The following is a 21,593-nucleotide window of genomic DNA, read 5'->3' on the forward strand; positions in this document are numbered from 1 at the left end:
CCGAGGCCGGCTACAGCTGACCGGAGAACGCAGCATTGAGGAGGGCGGGGCGGAGAGCAGCCACTTGTGCAGTCTGTTCTGCTCCGGCTTCAGTTGTCCGCCGAACCACGGTTAGCTGCCGTGCGATACGCCGTTGCTCGGGGAGGCCGGGAAGCGGGACCGTGGTAGCAAGAAGTCGGTCGACATTCACACGTTGCCGCCTGGACCCCATACCTGTTCCCTTGCCCTTGAGGGCGTCATGCAGCCCAGACCACCGAGCAAGGTGAGTCATGTACTCGATGTCGGCGACGGACGTGTCGATGTCGAACGTAGGGAACTCGTGCGAGACGTGGACACCTTCGAACTCCGTCGGAACGACGGCAAGCGAGCCCTCCCAGCCAAAGAGTTTGCTGTAAACGAACTGACCGGTGCGTAGCCTGTTGTACCGAGCGTACTTGGTGTCGCTTCCTGAGATTACTGGACGATGGAAGAGGCCGCGTCCACGGTTGAGAATACCCGCAGTCCGATAATTTTCGTCGGGTTCTACGTCCACGAAGTCACTACTTGGGTGCAGTGCTACGGAAAGCGGCTCCTGGTCTTCGATGGGCCGAAGCAGCGAATTCATGTACTGATGGGCGAGCCGACTAGAATTATCTCGCAAGGTAGCGACCTGCGTGATTAGAGACATGATGGCGTCGAGTTTTTTGGCGACGCGGCGCTGCTCCCCCAAGCTGGGCAGTGGAATTTTAGAGCCGAGGAACCTTTCGGGGTTCACTCGTTGTCGCCGCGACCCCATCCCTGAAGCCTCTTTGTTCAGCGATGCATGGAAGGTTGGCCAAGCAATGACATGCCTCATGTAGCGAGGGTCAGCGCGATCTTCGTCAATTTCATAGGTTGGGAATTCGTGAGAGACATGAAGCCCATCGAACTCGGACGTGACATAGGCGATTGCCCCCTCCCATCCGAAGAGTTTACTGTAAACGATCTGACCTTGCCGAAGCGTGTTGAACTGCCTGTACTTCGTTTCGGTTCCGTCGATCGCGGGCTTACGGAAAAGACCCCGAGCATAGCTGTAGATACCTGCGGTATCGTACTGCTCGCCCTCAAAAACCTTCACGGTATTACTGGTCGGGATCAGGACATAGGACAGAGGGCGTTCAGGGTAATTAGTCACGCCTGCCCCCTAAGCTCTTGGCAAAGCTCCTCCAGTAGCCCCAGAACCTCGCGCTCCGCCTTGAGGAGTTCGTCTACAAGTTCCTCCGGCGAGCGGTGCGCCAAGTCCTCGCTAACATGGGGGTTCGGGATGTCCAGGTCGAATCCCGCGTCCTCGATTGCGGTAGCCGAAACCTTCCACGCATTACTGCCCTCTTCGCGGCCCACCCGTTTCTCGCCGCCCCACCACTCCACGCACGGCTCGAATTCCTCGACCCGCATCGGCTTCGTCTTGGTATAGCCGCGGCGTCCTTCCGGCAGCGAGACCTCGTAGAACCAGACTTCCTCAGTCGGCTTGCCCTTCTCAAAGAACAGCAGGTTTGACGGGATCAGGGTGTACGGCGCGAAGACCCCCTGAGGCAGGCGGACGATGGTGTGCAGGTCGCACTCCTTCATCAGCTTCTGCTTGATACGTGCACCGACACCACCATCGGAGAGGCTTGGGTTTGGCAGGACGATCGCGCAGCGCCCACCCTTCTTCAGCTGGTCAAGAATGGCGTGCAGGAAGAGCCAGGACGTCTCCTGGGTCTGGTAGCCCTTCGGGAACTTCTCGACCACCGACCGCTCTTCCTCAGCGCCGAACGGCGGATTCGTCAACACCACGTCCACCCGGTCCGCGGCTGTAGCGTCCCGCATCTGCAGCAAGGCGTTCTCCCGGACCAACCGCGGCGCGCCGATACCGTGCAGCAGCAGGTTCATGCTGGCCAGGAGGTACGGGAGAGACTTCTTCTCGATGCCGCGGATGTCGTCGTGCAACTGCCTGCGCTGGGTGTCGGTCTCCACCCGCTGCACCAGGTCCTCGTATGCCTGGACAAGGAAGCCACCGGTACCGCAGGCAGGGTCGAGGATCGACTCCCCGAGTTCGAGGAAGGACTGCTGCACCATGAAGCGGTTGACGGGGCGAGGGGTGTAGAACTCGCCGGAGTCGCCAGCTGCGTCTCGCATCTCCTTGAGGATCGACTCGTATAGGAACGCCATCGTGTGGATGTCGTCCGATGAGTCGAAGTGGATCTCGTCCACCAGATTCACCAGGTCCCGTAGAAGGGTCCCGGACTGCATGCGGTTGTTGACGTCCTTGAAGATGGTCGACAGAACGTTCCGCGGGTCCTCGGCGTCGCCGTCGGCGCCCTTCAGTCCGGCAAGATGCGGGATGAGTTCGTCGTTGACGAAGGTCTTCAGTTCGTTGCCACTGAAGTCCGGCTTCGTCGCCCAGTCCTCCCATCGGTACGGCTTCTCAATCGCCGGACGGTAGTCGGGGTCAAGCAGCGGCCCTACCTGCTCGACACGCTGGTCGAACGCCTTGAGGAACAGCAGCCAGGAGAGCTGGGGGAGGCGGTCGAGGTCACCATTAAGACCGGCGTCCTTGCGCATGGTGTCGCGTGCCGACTTGATGACGGACGCGAGTCGCGCCCTTGACGTGGTGGCCGCAGCCGCCTTCTTCTTGGTGGACGCCATCTCAGTCTTTCTGCTTCGGTTCGGCTTCGCCGTTGTCAGATGCCTCGCACCAGAATCCGCGCACCAGGTCGAGCGCGGCGTCGAGTCGAGGGGGAGTATCGGTGAGGCCCTCGGCCAGTTCGGGGTAGATCTGGGCCCAGCTCGGCGGTGGTTCCGGGAGCACCGCCGGCACCTCATGTGTCGCCCGTACGGCGAATACATGCCGTACGGCATCGACTACGGATGTGTCCGGGACCACGCCGCTCTCGATGAGTAGTACCAGGTCCACCAGGTCCTTGACTCTGGTGTTGGGTCGGTCGCCGTAGTCGCGGGTGAAGGCGTGTAGCTTCTCGGCAAAGTGCTGGCGGCGATCCACAGCCTCGATGTCCCGGGGCGGAGTTCCGGCGAAGCCCAGGGTGTTGGGGAGCGGAAGCCTCTCGGTCAGGGCGATCTCCTCTCCCCGTGCGACGACATCGATGAGTACGGTCGCGAAGGTCCTGCCCGCTAGTCGGGACTCGACGGAGAAACGCCAGCCGCCCCGCCCTGCTGTGTCCGCCTTGAGCTCGATGGGAGGGGACACCTGGAACAGGAAACCATCCTTGTCCTCGTCCACGGCGAGTACGTCGATGAGGAGTTCACGCACTGCTGGGCCGTCAAGTCCTGGTTCGCTGTCCGGGCGGGCAGCGAGGTCCATGTCCTTGGTTGTGCGCGCTCTGCCACGCAGACGGAACTCCATCACTGCCCCGCCCTTGAGGACCCAGCCCACTGCCGGATCAGCGGAGAGACGGGCTGCGACTCGGTCGAAGACGACGAGACGGCGCCGCCTAGCTATGTCTGTACCCGTATCGGCTGCCTGTTGCTTGAGTCGGACCTCAAGGGCCCGCCGGAGCGCGGTGGCGTCACGATAGCGATCGGTCACTGCGTCTCCTGAAGCGCCCGCTCGATACCGAGCTCCGCTCGCGCGCCCAGCCGCTGGGCCGTGTGCAGGAGGCGTCGCCGGGCGGTCAGCCCCCGTTCCAGGGCCTCGGCGACGGCAGAGTCCACTACGTCCTGGTCCACCTGCGCGGCCGCGCACTCGATAATCGCCCGTACCGGTGTCGTCACGCGGTAGCCGTCACGCTCCTCGATCTCGTCCTGGGCGAGTTCGGCCCGGTGAAGGATCACGGCATCGTCTTTCTGCCGAAAGCCGGGAGGGACTGTGAGATGGATCTGTGAGGGGTTGGCGGTCCCCAGGTCGTGGACAGACAGGGCGGTGGTGTGGGAAACGATCGCGCGCCCCTTGCTCCACAAGGACCAGCGGACCAGATGGTCGTCCTCACCGCCGGGCAGGACGTCGAACTCGCGGAAGCGGTAGATACCACGGTCGACGGCCGTCCAGTTGCCACGCTGGGCGTGATATCGCTGGGCTTGATACGTGTACCCAGCCTCCAGTGCCTGAGCTGCTGTGAAGTAACCGCGCTGCCCGCCGGCGATGCGCCAGAGGGCAGCCCTGGTGTCCGTACGGTCCCTAAGCACCTTTCCAGCCTACCAGTCGCAAATACCTAACAGTCACCTTTAGTTTAGCGAGTGTCATCAACATCAAACTAAAGTTTTATTTTACTTACGAAGCTTCCAGTAGTCGCTTGCTCAGCTCGTCAATAGCCTCGTGCAGAGGCTTAGCGCCGCCGAAGCGGTTCGTCAGCTCGACCACCGAACCCATCTCCGTGAAGGGGCGCACCCCGAGGGTTTCCGGCTTGAGCTGGGGCGAGCCGTGCTCGGCGAACTTCAGCAACATCTCCTCCAGAACCTGTCGGGCTTGGGGCTGGAAGGACTCCAGGAAGTCCCGGTGCTCGTGCAGGAACCGGTACAGCCGTTCCTCCCGGCTGACCAGCGGCAGCCCCCAGGCGACGTTGAGGAGCAGGTCGACCGGATCGACATCCGGGCTGCCGAACTCCGCAGGCAGTTCCTCTGCCTCGACGTCGGCGGTGTGCAGAATGGTCATGAGCTCGCGCCGGCTCTTGGCGACGGCCCACTGGGAGCGCAGCTTGTCCGGTGCGAGGTCGAGTTCGAGTACGCGGTCGTGTACCCACTGCTGGATGGTCACCAGCCTCATCGTCCGGCCGTCCGTGTCGAGCTGGTACCGCCGCTCGCCCCACTTGTAGACGTGTACTCCGTTGACCACGTAACGCCTGCCGCGGGACCGGATGCGATCCACCTCTTCGGGGTCGTCCACCCTGTCAACGGCACGGGGCTCGTCGAAACTGCCGCCGTCCGTCTGGTCGTACGCGGCCTCGGGCTCGGCCACGCTCTCCGGGTCGATCTCATCGCCCTCGGGGGTCTCCGGCGCGCTCCCGACCACATGCCCTTGCTCGTCGGCCGTATCGCGCACGACGCGGAGCGGAGGACCGTCGAACCCAGGGTCGTTGAAGAGCCGGGTGGCCTCGACGAAGTCGATGATGTCGAAGGACCCCTTGCCGATCTCCGGGCACAGACGGGTGCCCCGACCGATGGTCTGCTTGAACTCAGGCATGGAGCCGATGCGCCGAAACAGGACGATGTTGCGTACGGCTGGCAGGTCGATACCGGTGTTGAGCAGCTTCGACGTCACGGCGATCACTGGTTCGTCGGAGTCGTCCTTGCGGAAGTCATCCAGTAGAGCCCGGCCATGGGGGCCGTCGGCGTCGGTGATCCGCACGACATAGTCGTGGTGCGCCTGCACCTCCGCCGAGGCCGCGTTGAAGAGGGCCGTGCGCATGCGTGCGGCGTGGTTATTGTCCTCGCAGAACACGATGGTCTTGCCGTGCTTGCCGTCCTCCGCGGTGGAGCGCAGGTAGTCGATGACGTACTGCGCCGCCGCCTCCGTGCGCTCCAGGATCACCATGACCCGCTCGAAGTCCTTCGGGCCGTAGACGCCCTCCGGGATCTCGTTGCCGTACTTGTCTCGTTGCCCGGGTTCCGTCTGGTAACCCTCCATGTCCACGTTGAGTCGGACCCGGCGCACCCGGTACGGGGCCAGAAAGCCGTCCTCGATGCCGTCGGCCAGCGAGTAGGTGTAGACGGGCTCGCCGAAGTAGTCGAAGGTGTCGGCCTCCTTCTTGCTGATCGGGGTGGCGGTCAGCCCGAGCTGGGTCGCAGGAGAGAAGTGCTCCAGCACACGGCGCCACTGCGAATTATCCCGGGCGCTGCCCCGATGGCACTCGTCCACGATGATCAGGTCGAAGTAGTCGGGTTCGTAGCGACGGAAAAGTTCTTCCTCATCGCCCTTCTCCAGCGCCTGGTAGAGGGCGAAGTAGATCTTCCGACCCCGGACGGGCTCGCCGCTGATCTTGTGGACGTCGTCCTGGCCGAAGACGGGGAGGAAGTACTTGTCCTTGGGGTCGTCGACAAGCATCGAGCGGTCCGACAGGTACAGAACCCTGGGCTTGCGGCCCGAGATCCACTGGGACCTGTAGAGCTTGGCGACCGTCTGAAGGGCCACCATGGTCTTCCCCGTACCGGTGGCCAGCACGAGGAGGATCCGCTTCTGCCCTGCGGCGATGGCCGCGAGGGTGCGGGCCACCGCGACGCGCTGGTAGTAGCGGGGCCGCTTGGCGGTGTTGTCCGAATTTCGCAGCGTGTGATCGTAGGGGGCGGCCAGGAGTTCGCGCCCGACGCTAGAGTCCGCCTGCTGATCGGCCAGATAGCGGCTCCACAGCTCCTCGGGCGTGGGGAAATGGTCAATCTCCCGGATTGTGGGAGCAGCACCGCTGTAGTCGATCTCCACGATCTGCCTGCCGTTGGTGGCGTAGGCGAAGGACAGCCCGAGCTTCGCGGCGTACCGACGAGCCTGCTCCACACCGTCGTTGGCATCGACGCGGTAGCGCTTGGCCTCGACAACCCCGATGGGGACGTCCGGCGCGTACTCCAGCACATAGTCGGCAACCAGAGGGTCGCCGTAGACGTGCCGCTTCGGCGTCGGTGTGAGCCGCCCGTCGTTAATGCGGAACTGCGGGCGAATCTGATCACTGGTCCACCCGGAATCCGCGAGGGCAGGTATTACCAATGCCCGGCACGTCTCGTCTTCTGTCATCCCCTGCGCACCTGTCACCACACGGAGAGTAGTGCCGCTGATCGCGGCTGTCCTCACCGTTGGCGAGATCCAGCCTCTCCCTGACGTGCAGCGGACGGTGCCGCCCCCGATGGCTCGCCCAGGCCGGAGAACACGCCCTGCGCGGCGCGGCCTAAAGGGGGCGTGTTCAGGACGCCAAGTGATGCAGTCGACTGGCAGCCTCGTCGAGAACGTCGTCCCTCTTGCAGAACGTGAAGCGCACCTGGCTGCGGCCAGCGTCGGGGTCGTCGTAGAAGACAGAATTGGGGATGGCGACGACGCCGCAGCGTTCGGGGAGAGCGCGGCAGAAGGCATAGGCGTCCTTCTCGCCGAACGGAGTGATGTCGGTGGTGATGAAGTACGTGCCCTGGGGCTGGTAGACCTCGAACCCGGCCGCGCGCAGGCCGTTGCCGAGCAGGTCGCGCTTGCGGCGGAGGTCGGCACGGAAGCTCTCGAAGTACGACTCCGGCAGGCGCAGCGCCTCGGCGATCGCGTACTGGAACGGGCCCGCGCTGACGTACGTCAGGTACTGCTTTGCCGTCCGGACGGCGGAGACGAGCGGGCCGTTCGCCGTGACCCAGCCAACCTTCCATCCGGTGAAGGAGAAGGTCTTGCCTGCCGAGCCGATGGTGACCGTGCGCTCGCGCATGCCGGGCAGGGCCGTGATGGGGCGGTGGGTGCCCTCAAAGACCAGGTGCTCGTACACCTCGTCGGTGACGACCAGCAGGTCGTGCTCGATGGCGAGTGCGGCGATGGCGCTCTGTTCGTCGGCGGTGAGAACCATCCCGGTCGGGTTGTGCGGGGTGTTGAGGAGCAGCAGACGGGTCCGCGGGGTGACCTTGGCGCGCAACTCGTCGAGGTCCGGGCGGAAGGACGGAGCTCGCAGGGTGAGAGGTACGCGCTTTGCGCCGGCCATCGCGATGCAGGCCGCGTAGGAGTCGTAGAAGGGCTCGAAGGCGATGACCTCGTCGTCCGGCTCCAGCAGCGCCAGCATGGTGGCGGCGATGGCCTCGGTCGCGCCGGCGGTGACCAGGACCTCGGTGTCGGGGTCGAAGGAGACGTTGTAGAAGCGCTGTTGGTGTGCGGAGATCGCGGCGCGCAGTTCAGGAATGCCCGGGCCGGGCGGGTACTGGTTGCCCTTCCCTTCCCGCAGGGCGCGGACGGCGGCCTCCCGGATCTCCTCGGGCCCGTCGGTGTCCGGGAAGCCCTGGCCCAGGTTGATCGAGCCCGTCGCGGTCGCCAGTGCCGACATCTCCGCGAAGATCGTCGTCCCGAGTCCGTCTAGCCTTCGGTTCAGCAGCGGCCTGGCGTTCATGTCTCCACCGTTCTCACGCGGGTGCTTGTCGGTTCTCCGGGGACCATCCTGACTCATTGCCGGTCATACCCCCGTGGTGAGGGGGCCGCGGTGGGGTGAGGAGCAGGAGCGCCCTGCTCTTCCGGCTCGGGTGTCGGTTCTCGGAGGACGCCAGCCTTCGCTGAGATGTCTCGCAGGAGTGCGTCCCGCAGGGTGTGCAGCGTCGTGATCTTGGCGAGCAGGAGTCGCGCTACGGCGTGCAGGGGCTCGGCCATCGCGTGGAAGTCGGTGCGCGTGAACCGGTCCGGCCAGGTGACCTCCAGGCGCTTGAGGGCGCCGGCGGAGATTTCCCGGCCGTTCTGGCCTTGCGCCAGTCGCGTGATGTCGCTGCTCCTACTCCTGAGTTCGTGGAGCAGCCACCAACCGTCTTCGTCCTCATTAGGTCGTACAGCCACGACGCCTCTGAGAGGGGTTGCTCGTCGGCTCGGCACAGCGATGTGTGCGCCGTCGGAACGGGTGCTCAGCATCAAGGTGCCGGGCGGATGCGCCTCGCCGTCGTTCGCTGTACTGCTCAGACGGAACCTCTGGACGTGGGGCACGGGGAGGTCGTAGAGATCTTTAGGGGCGACTACATCGGTTACATCGGTGGTGGGTTCTGTGGGCAACGGGGGAAGCGAGCGTTCGGAACCTTTGCCCGTCTTCGGTTTGGCGACCTTCGCAAGCGGTCGTGTCTCCCAGGGCGGCATCGTCGACGCCCAGTCGTCATGGAGGGCGTCGGTCAGTTCCACCGCCTTGCGGGCGGTCTCCTGGTAGAGGGCGGTCATCTCCTCGATGAGGCCGAAGGCCAGGTGGTATGCGTTGATGACGTCTGGCGGAGGCAGCGGAAACAGCATGCGGTGGAGGGTGTCGAGGCTGATGGTGGGCTCGACATGCGCCGTCACGTCCTCGTCGATGCGGGCCTTCGCCGTGGGTGTCTGTAGCCAGATACGCAGCCACCGCACTATGTGCGGCTCAGCGCGGATGATGCCGATCGACCTGGTCGCTGTACATCCCGCGTGCTCGGCGGTGACCAGTGCGGAATCGCCCACCCGTCGGACGAGTACGACGGCCAGGTCGCCCTCCCTGAGGGTTGCCCGGTTGGGCGGTGATTCGCCCGGCCGACACTCGTTGGCTCTGCGCGAGAGGATCCTGCCGTCCTGGACGAACGTCGAGCTGACGACTCCTGCAGCCTGATCGGCAGCCGCGTCGTCGAGGAAACCGGAAGTGGTGTAGATGCGCCTGCGGATCCGCTCGATTTTGATGGAGGTCGTCTGCCAAGCCGCTCTACCCGAGGCGACCTGGTCGGTATTGGCTTCCATCAGATCTCCTCCAAGACGTCCAGCAGTCGGAGTTCCAAGTCGCGCATCTGGTCGAACTGATCGGCCAGTTCGAGCTTGAGCTGCTCAACCCGGCTTCGCGTGTCCCGTTCGGGGCTGGGAGGCTCCATGGCGTACGAAGTCGGCATCAGGCTGGACTCGCGGTCGGCGATCTCCTTGGTGGAGCAGCTTCGGGACCAGCCAGCTGCGTCGTTGTACGGCGTTGCCGTGGCACCGTTCTCGGAGAGGCCACGCCAGGCCGCCAGGGTGGCCAGGATCAATGCCGTGTTCTTGTCGCCCAGCCTCCGTGCTCTCGAATCCGGGACCGGTTCGAAGGCTCGCCGCGCGTTGACGAACAGCACCTGCTGGCGACGGTCCCGGACACCCCAGCCGGGGCGCGCGCTCTTGTCCCTGTTGAGCACCCACAGACAGGCGGGGGCTTTGGAGTGACCAAATACGCGAGGCGGCAGAGCGATCACGCACTCGACAAGGTCGTCACGCAGGAGGCGTTCGCGGAGCCTTCGGATGACGGGCTGTCTGCCGTTGGCCACGCTGTCGGCCATCAGGAAGACGGCGCGTCCGGCCGGAGCCAGCGCGTGCGCGATGTGCTGAATCCACGCGGAGTTGGCGGACCCACGGGACGGTGGTTCCTCCGGCCACCGGGGATCGACAGGCACCGGGGGACCCGCCCGGCGGGCGCCCTGCTCCGCTTTGTCCTCCGGTGCCCAGTCACGCTGGTTGAAGGGAAGGTTGGCCAGGATGATGTCGTACGGCTCGGGTTCGGGCTCGGCAAGGCTGTCTGCGGGTGGGAAGACGTGGGCCGTCATCCCCCGCACTGCGAAGTTCATCCGGGCCACCTGTGAGGTGTGGGCGTGTTGTTCCTTCCCCTGCAAGGACATGGTCGGGTCCAGCTCGACGCGTTCGCGCACGTAGCGGTGACTCTCGACGAGTAGTCCCCCTGAACCGCAGACCGGGTCCAGCACTCTGTGCCTGTCGCGGGGGACGGCCGCACCGACCATGAGACGCGCCGTGTCTCCCGGCGTGAAGTAGTGGCTGCCGTCAGCTTGGGCCTGGTCCGCCGAGAGGTCACGGAGGCACTGGTCGAGCAGGGGCCCGACCCGCTGGGTGGAGCCGATGGCCTGGATGAGAGCGTGCAGTGATCCTTCGGAACCGGAGGGCGGAACGGGCATCAGGCTCCCCGTGCCCACGTCTGCGTCCTGCTCGTCGGCTACGGGAAGCCAGTGGCTCAGACACTCGCTCACGGCAGCGCGGATTCTCGAATCGCGCCCTGCTGGCTGGCCCAGCAACCACGACCATGTCGGTACGCCGGTGCCGGGAGTGGCATGCGCCTTCCGGCTCAGGTAAAGCAGCCCGAGGACGAGGCGGGTCGCGTCGTGAGCGTTCATCAGCCGCGAGAGATGCACGCGGTGTCGGCGGACCTTCGCGAGCACCTCGTCGAGCGAGGAGGCACTCTCGGCCTGCACGTGTCCTCCAAGGACACTCATGTCGCTCACGAGCCCACCACACCCAGGGCGCCCATGACCACGATGAGGAGCGTCAGGGAGCCGGCGAAGGTCAATGCTCCAGTCTTGAAGGCCGCAGTGGGACGCCCTCCCTCGACGACGGTCAAGACGCTGCCTGCCAGAGCGGCGACAAGCGCCGCGAGGACCGCGATGATCACGTACATCAGCCTCAGCTGCACGACGTGGTTCCTTCCTGAGGTCGGGGGATCTCCCAGCGGACGAGTGAGCCAGTGATCCCTGGCTTCAGGAAGGACAGTAGAAGACGTAGGCCGCACGCTGCTGGGTGCACGCCGTTTGGGATTTCTCTAGGCGCGCGCCCGGAGTTCAGGCACTGTCGGCGAGTGCACGTCGTTTGGGATTCGAGACGATGATCCACCGGATCTCACCACGCGTGGAAGCCTCATGAGGGTCAGGAGCGCAGGCGTTTCCACCACGGTAGGAGTTCGTGAAGGTGGGCGCGGACGGCATCGAGGTATGCGGTCTCGTATTGGACGAGTTCGCTGAGGTCGATGACGGCCGGTGGGATGTTCATCTGAGTGTCGCTGGTGATGGCGGGAGCTTCCCATGCCTCGTGCATTCCAGCGCCAGCCGTCCGGCGGAGGTGTTGAACGAGGTTCTTGTAGGCATCGCCGACGGCGGGTGACTCCAGGGCGGTCCAGGCGAGATGGTAAGCGAGTTGGGCTTGGGTCTCGCGGAGGATCTCCGAGAGACGGACGCGTTCTTCTGCGGCTTGATCAGCGTGGCGGCGACGGATGGCGTACGGCATCTCCTTGTAGTTGGTGTAGGCAACGAAGGCTTCCGCGAAGGCTGCGCGGAGGCGTCCGCGCTCTTCTTCACGGGACCTACTCCGGGCCAGCCAGAGGTTGATGGTTGCGGCGATGGCGGCTGCGAGGACGGCCCCGGAGACTAGCGCCGACGTCAGTGCCTCGGGTCCGGTGGTCGGGGATGTGGAAGCTGGAGTCGGGGTGGACGGTGTCGTCGCCGTGATCATGCTGGGCGAGGGAAGGGCTGGCGGTGGCGTAGTCATGCTGCCCTCCCTGATTCGGCTAGCTCTGGGGCTCGGGTGTGTGGTGCGGAGCCTCTTGCCCGGGCCACTCGCCGGTGAGGCGCCACCACTCTTCCTTACGGCGTGTCCACTGCTGCTCGGCCGGGTCGTACGGGTACCAGATGCACAGGGCGCCCTCGGCGTAGCGGTGCGGTGATTCGCTTGGGCGGTCACTGTAGATGTGTGGTGTATGGGGGGAGTATTGGCCGAAGACGATAGTGACGGTCTGCTCGGGGATGTCGGGCAGGTCAAGGTGCACGGCCAGCGCGAAGCCGCCCGGGTACCGGCGGGGAGGTCTTACGATCCTTGCCGTCGGGCCGCAGGCTTCGATGCCGCGCTGGAAGGCGAAGCGGAGAGCCGGCCTGGTGAACCAGGCCGGCTCTCGCCACGCCACGGGCCGACTCACCGGCTGTCGGCCGGGGTGCCGTACGAGCGGACTGCGGGGATCGCTACGGGTGGGCCGCTCAGCCCCAGGAGGGCGCTTGAGACTGGGCCCGGTTGCCGCAGCGCCCCGATCTTCTGCGCGAGGCTGCGAGAAGACGGGTCGTCGATGTACTTGTAGAAGACCCGCGACAGTGCAGCGAGAACGGCGTCACGATCGTCATCGTGGGCGAGTGCTTCATCCAGCCCGGCAGCCGCCGTATGCAGCCTGCGGGACGCGGTGTCGCGCGGGGCGAGCAGCCGCACGTTCGGCGATACTCCGGCGGGGTCAACTGCGGCGTTCCCGGAGTCGACCCGTCCGGCCGCCTTCGTCAGTACTGTGCTCAGCGCGGTCGCCATTCCCATGCCGGGCTCGATGAACTCCCAAGCCCAGACGGTCAGGTTGTGGGAGGAGAAGCCTGGGACGCTGTACTGCTTGTTCCACGCCTTTAGCAGGCGTACGACCCGACGCCGGGTGCGCTGCAAGGAAAGACTCCCGGAGGTGAACAACTCGACGTGGCGCTCGGGGTCGGAAGCCTCCCATGTGTCGTTCTTGAGGTTGGGAATCCACAGGCCCGGTGCGTCCTTACGGGTCAACGCGACGACCAGGTCCACGGTGGGGTCCTGACCGTCCGTCGGCTGGCCAAACGTCAGCTTTGGTCCGCGCTTGGAGGTCCCGCAACGGGCGTTCGGGTACACCTCGCGAACCGCGGGCCCCAACAACCCGCAGAGTTCTGCCGCGATGTCGGCAGGAGTCTCACCGCCACCGTCGGGTCCGAGCCGAGGGTAGACGCGGCGGTCGAGGACCAGGCCGCCGTCTCCGTCGCCGACCGGGTGAATGAAGGTGTGCTGGGCCAGTGATCCACTCGCGTAGGTTCGCAGGGATCCGGGGAATGCCTTGGCTGCGGAGCGGACCAAGGTCAACCGGTTGCGGGCTTCTGCCAACGGCTCGGCGTGGGCGTCGATCTGGGAGCGGATGTCGTCCAAGACGTCGTGGGTGTATCCCATCTGTTTCTCGATTCCTCTTGTGGGGCGTCAGAGCCCGGCTGTCAGGCCCGCCACAGCGGGCCGAGCAGCCCTGTAGCTGCTCACCAGTACCTGACGTCACACCGCGGGAATCGTCCGGGCCGAGGGGGCACCGGCATCCCGAGAGAGTGCTCAAGCGCAGTCGCGGCAGATGCGACTGGTGCCGTCGAACCGGCTAGGTGCCAGTACTAGGAAGCACCGGTCGCAGGCTCGATCCCTGCTCATGCGGGCGCTTGTGCAGGCACAATGCCCTTCGGGGCAGGTAGCGTCGCCGCACTGCTCACATGGTGGGGAACTGACCTCGAACGCCTCGCCGCATGTCTCGCAGACTGACTGGCTGCCGTACCAGGTACCACCGGTCCCCGGCCGTGGTACCGAGTACCTGAGCCAGGGGGCATTGTCCGGGACGAGGACCGCGACCAGGTACTGCTCGTCGCACCATGCGGCCTGCCCGTACAGGACATCCCCCGCCTTGCCGGAGCGGTACTCGACGTATGTCTTGTCGTGCTGTGCCATGGCTCCGGTTCGCAGTGCCCTCTCGATCAAGGGGGTTCTGGACTGGTCGGAACCACGCGCCGGCGGGATCAGGCTTCGGGAGGAACTGAAGATCGCGGTACCAGCACGGTCGAGTAGGACGACCGCGCCGCCTGCAAGGTATTCCGCTGCCCGGACGCAGCAGGCTTCGCGCGACGCCTGGGAGCGCTGGAACAGCTCGACCACGTCCGTAGCGGATGGTCCCCGCAGGCGCGCGTTCTCGGGAATCTCCCCATCCGGAAGCAGCACCCGGGCGGCGAAAGCGTCGCATGCCGCGTCCTCGAAGGCTTCCGAGTCCTGCGTAGCAAAAAGTGCCTGACCCAGGCCAGGGTCCGTCTGCTGCAGGTGATGCCCCAGCTCGTGCAGGCCAGTGAACCCGCGGCGACGGTACGACCGGGAAGCGCCAACCACAAGCGTTGGCGGATCGGTCCTGTCCCTGTAACTTCCGGCGACAGAGCACCGTCCTTCGCCGACCTCGGGTTCCATCACCACCTGAACATCCGGCCAGCGGCCCAGCTCACCCAGGGGGTCATCGCGCAGCGCTGCGAGACAACCTGGGTGAATCCGTTCGATGACGCCGAGCATGGCCTGCGCCTGCCGAGGCGCTTCCTCCACGAAACGCCGCCGCATCACGCATCCGATCCGGCGAGGTCCTCACCACGCAGAAACTGCCGGAGTCGCCCTTCCCAGTCCGGTTCCGCACCGCCGGTTTCGCGTGCAGCAAGGGCGAGCGTCCCATAACCGCCTGAAAGGCGAGCTTCCCCTTCGCTAACTCCCAACCGCTTCGCCCTACGAATCCACGTCTCTCGCCAACGGGGATGCTCTGCCGCTGCCACCAGAGCTGCGGGAAGGGGGCGCACGGTCTTGGCAACGGCATCAACAGAAAGTCCCGTCGCACTCGCGACCGCTTCCACCTGTCCCGGCTTCAGAGGAACTGAGCCCCGCAAGATCCTCATCACCTCCGGTTGGGGGACCCCCAGTGCTGTGCCCAACATCGGCAGATCGGGGAGACCCTTCAACAGTGCTCCCAGCGAGACGACCTTTTCCGTTCCTTTCGCTTCAGGCAGGCCAGGCGCTGCCCGCAGGGCGTCGAGGTCGTCTTCGAGCTCGGCTCGCACCTCTTCGGAAGCGTCGAAAACCGACGCGGGCACGGTGCCCTGTCGAGCTCCTGCTGGTACGGACGGCGCCCCCCCGTCCGCCATCTCGGCAGCCCAAGCGACGAGGTCAGGCCCCCAAAGGTCCACCATGCGGTCGAGGACACGCTGAGGGACCGGGCCAGCCAGTCCTGCCCACACGGTCGACTCCACGCCGAAGGCGGTCCGGGTGCCGTCTACCACCAGGCTGGCTGCGTCTTCCCCTGGAGGATCGATCGTCACGGGGACGGCGTTCACTTCGCGGTCAGCAATGGCCAGGACCAGTACGAGGAGACTGGTCTCCTCCCATCGTGCACGCCACACCTGGCCAACCGCGAGATGTACCTCTGCCGGGTCGCCGAACCTTGCTCGCAAGCCTTCAGCCGACAGCTCCTTCGGAGCCCGGACCGCAGCGGCCAGATCAAGGAAACGCTGGGGCACCACTGGTTCACTCATGGAGTCCTCCCGGGTGACATGGCTGAACGGGTCCATCCATGTCTGACGTCACAACCGCCGTGGCGTCCGACCGCCCGCGCGTCACTCCTTCTGCTGAGTTTCGCTGCACAGCCTGATCACCTCCAGCCCTACACCGTGAACGTCGTGATCTCCGACCAGCTGCCTCAGCCGCTCTCGGAGGCGCTTCACCTTCAAGGACGCTTGGCTCCGGCCGCATCCCAACAGCTCCCGGACCTTAACCTGCTGGTCCGCGATAGGCACGATGCGGCGCTCTTCCGGGGAGAGCATGCCCACGATCTCCGCGGCGGTCACTGCTGCATCGAGCTCCTCCTCGGCGGCCACTACGGCCTCCTCGGGTGTCAACGCCGTGTCTCGGTAGGTACCGTCGGAACCCTCGTCCGTGCTCACGATCACCGGGTCCAGCACGATCGGGAACCGCGCAACGAAGACCTCGACTAACTGCGCGATCTCCAGGGAGCCACCCGCTACGCTCAGGACTGCGCTGGCCACAGCCACGATCGACGCCCGGTCCGCAATCGGCGCCCGACGCGTGGTGCTGGACCACTTCGGGATCCGCACAGCCGAGACGGCCTGAGCGGCCTCCACCAGCTTGCCACTGTCGCCGGACCATGGAGCCCAGCCGCTGCCCGGCAGCCTCCATCGATTGGCTCCGGGCTGCCCTTCGGGGACCTGCTCGAACTCTGGCTCGGCGGAGAGCACCTCCTCCAGGCGCCGCCGCAACGCGCCCGGGCCTGTTTGACGTGCTCTGTCGATCAACCAGTTCCGAATCGACCTGCGCAGGAGCCGACCCATGGACGCATCGTCGGTCGCAAGGCTCTGCAGGTTGGAAGTGACAGCCTCGGCCCGTTCTTCGAGGAAGTCGCCGAGCAGATCCTCCCAGTCTGCCGGCTGCCACCCCGCTACAGGGGCGAGCACGGGGAACCGTCGCGCCTCCTCTTTCAGAAGCTTGTAGACCAAGCTCAGTCCTTCACGCCCCAGGTAGCCCAGGTCATGAAGCTCTTCGAACTCGGAGATGGCTGGCCTCCCTCCACGGTTGACGGAAACCGTACGCCCGAAAAAGGCCTCCTGTCCGGCTAGCGGGCGATCTAGGAAGGAACGATCTTGCCTGGAAGTTCGGAGCTGGGGCGATTCTCAGCCGATGAAGACGGCGACCCTCGCGGGCATCAGCCCGTTCACCCTCAGCTCGCCAGCAAATAGGTAGGTGAAAAATCCTTGACCCAGCCCACCTTCCACCCCGTGAAGGAGAAGGTCTTCCCCGCGCTGCCGATGGTGACCGTCCGCTCCCGCATCCCCGGGAAGGAGGCCAGCGGCAGGTGCTCGGCCTCGTCGAACACCAGGTGCTCGTACACCTCGTCCGTGATGACGAGGAGATCCCGCTCGACGGCGAGCTTCGCGATCTCCCCGAGCTCCTCGCGGGTCAGGACGGTACCGGTCGGGTTGTGCGGGGTGTTGACGAGCAGCAGCCGGGTGTTGTCGGTGACCGCGTCGCGCAGCTCGTCGAGGTCGAGCCTGAAGCGCCGGTGGGTGACTGAGTCGCGGGTCTCCTCGTGCGGGCGCAGGGTGACCGGGATCCTGGTCCCGCCCGCCATCGCGATGCTGGCCGCGTACGAGTCGTAGTACGGCTCCAGGGCGATGACCTCGTCACCGGGCTCGACCAGCGCGAGCAGCGACGCCGCGATGGCCTCCGTGGCACCGGCCGTGACGAGCACCTCGCGGTCCGGGTCGTACGCCAGTCCGTACCGGTGCTTCTGGTGTTCGGCGATCGCCGTACGCAGCTCGGGCACGCCGGGGCCCGGCGGGTACTGGTTGCCGCGCCCGTCGCGCAGCGCCCGCACGGCCGCCTCCCTGATCTCCTCGGGCCCGTCCGTGTCGGGGAAGCCCTGGCCCAGATTGATCGACCCGGTACTCAGGGCCAGGGCCGACATCTCGGCGAAGATCGTCGTGCCGAACTCGGCGAGTCGGCGGTTGAGGAGGGGGCGTCGGCCGTTGGAGGTCATGCCGGTCATCCTGCGCCGAAGCTCTGAACTTCCTCAACTCTGCTTTGGCTGGTGAGGCGCGAGGGCATCCCCCTGGCACGCAAGAAGCGAGGCGCCCACGGGGGGTCGCTTCGGGGGAACGAAAGGAGGGTGACGCCATGTTCATCGGCTTCATCCTGGCGGTCGTCTTCATCCTGTTCGTCGTGTCGTTGCGTGCCGCCGCCCGCGGCCGGAAGAAGGTCGGGCTCTCGAAGAGCTCGTCGGGTTCGGCGCGGGGCCGCCGCTCCCGGGGCCGGTCCTCGGACAGCTCCGGCAGCTGGTGGGCCGGCGGGGCCGGGGGAGCCGTGTCGTCCTGCGGCAGCGGTTCGTCCGGCGGGCACCACGGGGGTCACTCGTGCGGCGGGCACTCGTCGTGCGGGGGCGGCTCGTCCTGCGGAGGCGGGTCGTCGTGCGGGGGTGGCGGGGGGTGCGGCGGAGGCAGCTGAGCTTCGCCGGGGGTGTGGGGCGCGGGGTCGGGGGAGGGGCTTCTGCTGCGGGCCGGTGGGGCTGGTCGCGCCCGCGCGGCGGGGCCGCAGATGTCACCGCCCCGCGCCCTTTACGGTGCGCCGGGGCGCTTCGTTCCGCGCGCCCCGGCGCACGCCGTGGTTGAACAGTTGAACTGTGGAGCCCTCGGGGGGATGGAAACCCTACGAAGTTGGGTAAAAACGCTGTGACGGCGCCACAGTTCATGATTCCCTCTAAACCACCAAAGCAGCCCTCGGATCGTCCCTTCCCCACAGGGCAGACCGGGCTGACCGGGCCGATCCCCCGGTACCGAGGTACCGACCGGGTGCGCCGGATCCCCACCTCCCTTTTTGCGTGCTAGCGGAGCCGACCCATGCTCACGACCCTGAACACCTCGTACACCGACACGCGCGCGGCCGACCTGGCTTGGGCCCTGGGGCGCGAACCGCTCCCCGCGCTCGCCACTCTCGACCTCGAACTCGACGGGGCGAGACTGCAGTTGCGGCTCCTCGGCGCGTCCCACCAGGTCCTCCTGGAGGAGGAGCGCGGCAGCTGTTCGGAAACCGTCGCGTGCATCGCCGGCAGCAGCACGCCGCTTCCGCTCGGGGTGGCCAAGCGGGTCGGCGACTGGGAGTACGAGTTCGCGGCGCGCGTCGAGACGCTCTCCTGCGGGTCCTTCGCGGGGCGGGCGCAGGAGTTACTGGCCCTGGTCTCCGACCACCCCAACGGACTCGCCGGCGTCTTCCCCGGCAGCCCGCACGCCTTCACCGCGCTGCTCGCCCAGCGCCACGAGGGGCAGGTCCACTGGCGTACGTGGCACGCCTACCCGCAGGACGGCCAGCTGGTGGCGACGCGCACGAGGGTGGGGGTACGGGTGACGGCGGGGGTGGTGTGAGGGGTGGTGTTTCGGCTGCCGTTTTGGCTGCCCCTTCGGCTGCCGACGAACTCGTCATCAGCGCCGGACGCCACACATCGGGACGGCACTTCCACACGTGTGGGTGACGAAGCGTCGTGGTGGCGTGACGTAGCGTTCCACGCGTGATCGAACCGCACGCGCCTGCTCCCCCCGGCGCGCCGCCGCCCTGGGGCGTCCAGGGCCAGGCGCGGCTGCCCGTCCGCCCGGGCATCGGGCGGTTCCTGGTCCTCGCGGGCGTGTTCGTCTGCGCGGCCTGTGGACTCGTGTACGAACTCGAACTCGTCGCCCTCGCCTCGTACCTGATCGGCGACTCGGTCACCCAGGCCTCCGTGGTCCTCTCCGTGATGGTCTTCGCCATGGGCATCGGCTCCCTCGCCGCGAAACGCCTGCGCCCCCGCGCCGCGGCCGGCTTCGGCGCGGTCGAGGCGGCGCTCGCCCTGGTCGGCGGCTGCAGTGCGATGGCCCTGTACGCGATGTTCGCGTGGACCGGCGACTGGGGCGGGATCTGGACGAGCGGCTCGCGCTGTCTCCTGGCGGCCTTCTCCCTCGCCATCGGCCTCCTCATCGGCGCCGAAGTCCCCCTCCTCATGGAGCTGATACAGCGCATCCGCCGCCAGGACCCGGGCGGTGCGGTGGCGGACCTCTTCGCGGCGGACTACGTCGGCGCCCTCGTCGGCGGCCTCGCCTTTCCCTTCCTCCTGCTCCCCCTCCTCGGGCAACTGGAGGGCGCGCTGCTCACCGGAACCGTGAACGCGCTGGCCGGCGGAGCCCTCGTGCTGGGCCTGTTCCGCGGGGACCTGAGCCGACGCGGACGCTGGTTCCTGCTCATCGCCAACGTCCTGGTCCTCGCTCTGCTCGCCGCGGCCGCCGCCCACGTCGACGACTTCGAACGCGCGGCCCGGCGCGCCGTGTACGGCAAGGACGTACGGGTCGCCCTGCAGACCGGCGTGCAGGAGGTCGTGCTCACCGGTGGCACGCACGGCCGCCCGCTCGACCTCTTCCTCGACGGACGCCTGCGGGTCAGCGGCCGCGACGAGCACCGCTACCACGAGGCGCTGGTCCACCCCGCGATGAACGGTCCCCGCGCGCGTGTGCTCGTCCTCGGCGGCGGCGACGGACTCGCCACCCGCGAGGTGCTGCGCTACCCGGGCGTGCGCCGCGTCGACGTGGTCGAACTCGACCCGGGGGTGGTGCGGTTGGCGCGTACCGACCCGGCCCTGTCGGCGCTCAACGCTCACGCGTTCGGCGACCGGCGCGTGCACGTGTTCACCGCCGACGCCTTCGGTTGGCTGCGCGGGGCCGAGTCGACGTACGACGTGGTCATCTCGGACCTGCCCGACCCCGGGATCACGGCGAGCACCAAGCTGTACTCGCAGGAGTTCTACGGCTTGGCGCGCCGCGTCCTCGCCCCCGGCGGCCGCCTGGCCGTCCACGCCGGCCCCGTCTCCTCCCGCCCCCGCGTCTTCTGGACGGTCGAGTCCACACTTCGGGCGGCCGGCCTGCGCACCACCCCCTACTGCGTCGGCGGCCGGGACTCCGGTTTCGCGGCCGGTCCCGACCGCACGGCGGGCGCGTCGAGCGCCCCTCGCGACTGGGGCTTCATCCTGGCCTCCGTCACGGGCACGCCCCTGCGCCTCGACCCGCACGGCCCACGCCCGCGTACGCTCACACAGCCGTCCCTCACCGCCGACGCCTACGCCGCGTGGCGTACCCGCGTACCCGGCCTGGCGCCCTCCACACTGGTCCATCCGCGCTACGCCGACTGAAACGGCGGACGGACGAATCCCCGGATACGAGGGTGCGGTGCGGGCCGTCCTGGGTAGGCTCGGCCGACATGGAGCATGAGGTGTTCGTTCCGGTTCAGGCCGAGCGGCTGAGGGAGGCGCTGGCCGATCCCGTACGGGTGGCCCGGGCGGTCCCCGGACTCCAGCAGGACGCCGGGACGCCGCCCGTCTCCGGGCGCCTGAAAGTCCGCGTCGGCGGCCACACCATCACCTACCGGGGGACGGCCCGGGTCACCGCCCGGGAAGACGGTTCGTACGCCGTCGAGGGCGACGCCACCGAGGCGCGCGGCCCCGGCACCGTGAAACTCGCCCTCGTGCTCACCCTCTCCCCCTCCGACGGCGGCACGACCGTCACCATCACCGGAACCACCACAGCGGACGGCCGCGTGGCGGATCTCCCCCCGGACGCGGTGTCCGCGACCACGGGCCGCCTGCTGAACCGGTTCGTCGAGAACTTGGCGGAGGTGACGCAGACGCCACCGGGCACCTCCGAACGGGAGCCGGAAGGGGAGACTGAGCCGGAGAAGCCGGAGCCGGAGGTCGAGCCGGAAGCGGAGATCGAGCCCGCCCCGGAGGCCGAGCCCGCCCCGGAGGCCGAGCCCTCCGCCCTCTTCGAGGAGGAGGAACCGGCCCCGCCCACCCCGAGCCGTGTGAACAGGGAGGATGCCGTGGCAGAGGCGGCGCATGCGCGACGGACGATGATCGGCCGCAGCGCGGAGGAGGTGGACCACGCCCCGCCGCGTGGCCGCTACGCCCCCGTCCCGGCGCCGGAGACCGCCGTCGGCCGCGCCACGCTCCGCTGGGCGGCCCCCGCCGCGGCCGTCGCCCTGGCCTCGGCCATCGCCGTCACCCGAGCCCTGCGCAAACGCCGCTGACCACAGCACCAGCCCCCGCCCACCCGCAGCCGCATGGGGC

General features: G+C 67.0%; 18 protein-coding genes and 1 pseudogene. 3 read left to right on the forward strand and 16 right to left on the reverse strand.

The genetic code is table 11. From position 1 onward, the window contains the following. Positions 1 to 10: 10 nt before the first annotated feature. The 16 genes and pseudogenes from ACFZDJ_RS09695 to ACFZDJ_RS09770 form a co-directional block, all read right to left on the reverse strand. A complete protein-coding gene (locus tag ACFZDJ_RS09695; RefSeq protein WP_391057481.1) occupies positions 11 to 1,153 on the reverse strand; it encodes a restriction endonuclease subunit S in 1,143 nt (380 codons plus the stop codon). Continuing rightward, the gene (locus ACFZDJ_RS09700; RefSeq protein ID WP_391057483.1) at positions 1,150 to 2,646 is read right to left on the reverse strand and encodes an N-6 DNA methylase; all 1,497 of its coding nucleotides are present in this window, start codon (positions 2,644 to 2,646) and stop codon (positions 1,150 to 1,152) included. Before ACFZDJ_RS09700 ends, ACFZDJ_RS09695 begins: the two co-directional genes overlap by 4 nt. Before the next feature lies 1 nt (position 2,647). Continuing rightward, on the reverse strand, positions 2,648 to 3,544 hold the full coding sequence (locus ACFZDJ_RS09705; RefSeq protein WP_391057486.1) for a nucleotidyl transferase AbiEii/AbiGii toxin family protein: 897 nt from the start codon (positions 3,542 to 3,544) through the stop codon (positions 2,648 to 2,650). Next, the gene (locus tag ACFZDJ_RS09710) at positions 3,541 to 4,140 is read right to left on the reverse strand and encodes a hypothetical protein (protein ID WP_391057489.1); all 600 of its coding nucleotides are present in this window, start codon (positions 4,138 to 4,140) and stop codon (positions 3,541 to 3,543) included. The genes ACFZDJ_RS09705 and ACFZDJ_RS09710 overlap by 4 nt, the downstream gene beginning before the upstream one ends. Before the next feature lie 85 nt (positions 4,141 to 4,225). Beyond that, positions 4,226 to 6,673: an EcoAI/FtnUII family type I restriction enzme subunit R gene (gene hsdR, locus ACFZDJ_RS09715; protein WP_391057492.1), complete on the reverse strand. Its 2,448-nt coding sequence runs from the start codon at positions 6,671 to 6,673 to the stop codon at positions 4,226 to 4,228. Positions 6,674 to 6,839: 166 nt separating this feature from the next. Further along, on the reverse strand, positions 6,840 to 8,006 hold the full coding sequence (locus ACFZDJ_RS09720; RefSeq protein WP_391057495.1) for a pyridoxal phosphate-dependent aminotransferase: 1,167 nt from the start codon (positions 8,004 to 8,006) through the stop codon (positions 6,840 to 6,842). Positions 8,007 to 8,059: 53 nt separating this feature from the next. Beyond that, positions 8,060 to 9,343 carry a hypothetical protein gene (locus ACFZDJ_RS09725; protein WP_391057498.1) on the reverse strand — a complete coding sequence of 428 codons (1,284 nt, stop codon included), beginning with the start codon at positions 9,341 to 9,343 and terminating at the stop codon, positions 8,060 to 8,062. After that, complete coding sequence (locus tag ACFZDJ_RS09730; RefSeq protein WP_391057500.1) at positions 9,343 to 10,824, reverse strand: N-6 DNA methylase; 1,482 nt, start codon at positions 10,822 to 10,824, stop codon at positions 9,343 to 9,345. Before ACFZDJ_RS09730 ends, ACFZDJ_RS09725 begins: the two co-directional genes overlap by 1 nt. Before the next feature lie 26 nt (positions 10,825 to 10,850). Beyond that, positions 10,851 to 11,042, reverse strand: a complete 192-nt coding sequence (locus tag ACFZDJ_RS09735; protein WP_391057503.1) for a hypothetical protein — start codon at positions 11,040 to 11,042, stop codon at positions 10,851 to 10,853. A 230-nt stretch (positions 11,043 to 11,272) separates the two neighbouring features. Next, the gene (locus ACFZDJ_RS09740; protein ID WP_391057506.1) at positions 11,273 to 11,890 is read right to left on the reverse strand and encodes a hypothetical protein; all 618 of its coding nucleotides are present in this window, start codon (positions 11,888 to 11,890) and stop codon (positions 11,273 to 11,275) included. A 19-nt stretch (positions 11,891 to 11,909) separates the two neighbouring features. Next, the gene (locus tag ACFZDJ_RS09745) at positions 11,910 to 12,302 is read right to left on the reverse strand and encodes a hypothetical protein (RefSeq protein WP_391057509.1); all 393 of its coding nucleotides are present in this window, start codon (positions 12,300 to 12,302) and stop codon (positions 11,910 to 11,912) included. 8 nt (positions 12,303 to 12,310) lie between these two features. Further along, positions 12,311 to 13,336, reverse strand: coding sequence for a hypothetical protein (locus tag ACFZDJ_RS09750; protein WP_391057512.1), 1,026 nt, complete (start codon positions 13,334 to 13,336; stop codon positions 12,311 to 12,313). Between the two features lie 150 nt (positions 13,337 to 13,486). Continuing rightward, complete coding sequence (locus ACFZDJ_RS09755) at positions 13,487 to 14,473, reverse strand: ImmA/IrrE family metallo-endopeptidase (protein WP_391057515.1); 987 nt, start codon at positions 14,471 to 14,473, stop codon at positions 13,487 to 13,489. Positions 14,474 to 14,517: 44 nt separating this feature from the next. After that, entirely contained in the window at positions 14,518 to 15,477 is a 960-nt protein-coding gene (locus ACFZDJ_RS09760; protein ID WP_391057517.1) for a hypothetical protein, read from the reverse strand. Positions 15,478 to 15,558: 81 nt separating this feature from the next. Beyond that, the gene (locus ACFZDJ_RS09765) at positions 15,559 to 16,455 is read right to left on the reverse strand and encodes a hypothetical protein (protein WP_391057520.1); all 897 of its coding nucleotides are present in this window, start codon (positions 16,453 to 16,455) and stop codon (positions 15,559 to 15,561) included. A gap of 257 nt (positions 16,456 to 16,712) precedes the next feature. Further along, positions 16,713 to 17,504: pseudogene (locus ACFZDJ_RS09770) on the reverse strand (aminotransferase class I/II-fold pyridoxal phosphate-dependent enzyme); the annotation flags it as partial. An 847-nt stretch (positions 17,505 to 18,351) separates the two neighbouring features. On the opposite strand from ACFZDJ_RS09770, the gene ACFZDJ_RS09775 reads away from it, so the two are divergent. From ACFZDJ_RS09775 to ACFZDJ_RS09785, 3 genes are all read left to right on the forward strand, one after another. Next, a complete protein-coding gene (locus ACFZDJ_RS09775) occupies positions 18,352 to 18,873 on the forward strand; it encodes a DUF2617 family protein (protein ID WP_168509849.1) in 522 nt (173 codons plus the stop codon). A 143-nt stretch (positions 18,874 to 19,016) separates the two neighbouring features. After that, a complete protein-coding gene (locus ACFZDJ_RS09780) occupies positions 19,017 to 20,660 on the forward strand; it encodes a polyamine aminopropyltransferase (RefSeq protein WP_390933034.1) in 1,644 nt (547 codons plus the stop codon). 68 nt (positions 20,661 to 20,728) lie between these two features. Next, positions 20,729 to 21,553 (forward strand): SRPBCC family protein, encoded by an 825-nt coding sequence (locus ACFZDJ_RS09785; protein ID WP_391057522.1) that lies wholly within the window; start codon positions 20,729 to 20,731, stop codon positions 21,551 to 21,553. The last annotated feature ends 40 nt before the right edge of the window (positions 21,554 to 21,593 follow it).

Origin of the sequence: Streptomyces sp. NPDC007896 (genome assembly GCF_042959425.1) — a bacterium.
Classification (GTDB): domain Bacteria; phylum Actinomycetota; class Actinomycetes; order Streptomycetales; family Streptomycetaceae; genus Streptomyces.

Excerpts from the sequence above, each read along its gene's own strand:
- ACFZDJ_RS09700 (WP_391057483.1), bottom strand. The coding sequence starts at position 2,646 with ATGGCGTCCACCAAGAAGAAGGCGGCTGCGGCCACCACGTCAAGGGCG.
- hsdR (WP_391057492.1), bottom strand. The coding sequence starts at position 6,673 with ATGACAGAAGACGAGACGTGCCGGGCATTGGTAATACCTGCCCTCGCG.
- ACFZDJ_RS09720 (WP_391057495.1), bottom strand. The coding sequence starts at position 8,006 with ATGAACGCCAGGCCGCTGCTGAACCGAAGGCTAGACGGACTCGGGACG.
- ACFZDJ_RS09725 (WP_391057498.1), bottom strand. The coding sequence starts at position 9,343 with ATGGAAGCCAATACCGACCAGGTCGCCTCGGGTAGAGCGGCTTGGCAG.
- ACFZDJ_RS09740 (WP_391057506.1), bottom strand. The coding sequence starts at position 11,890 with ATGACTACGCCACCGCCAGCCCTTCCCTCGCCCAGCATGATCACGGCG.
- ACFZDJ_RS09750 (WP_391057512.1), bottom strand. The coding sequence starts at position 13,336 with ATGGGATACACCCACGACGTCTTGGACGACATCCGCTCCCAGATCGAC.
- ACFZDJ_RS09755 (WP_391057515.1), bottom strand. The coding sequence starts at position 14,473 with ATGCTCGGCGTCATCGAACGGATTCACCCAGGTTGTCTCGCAGCGCTG.
- ACFZDJ_RS09760 (WP_391057517.1), bottom strand. The coding sequence starts at position 15,477 with ATGAGTGAACCAGTGGTGCCCCAGCGTTTCCTTGATCTGGCCGCTGCG.
- ACFZDJ_RS09775 (WP_168509849.1), top strand. The coding sequence starts at position 18,352 with ATGCTCACGACCCTGAACACCTCGTACACCGACACGCGCGCGGCCGAC.
- ACFZDJ_RS09785 (WP_391057522.1), top strand. The coding sequence starts at position 20,729 with ATGGAGCATGAGGTGTTCGTTCCGGTTCAGGCCGAGCGGCTGAGGGAG.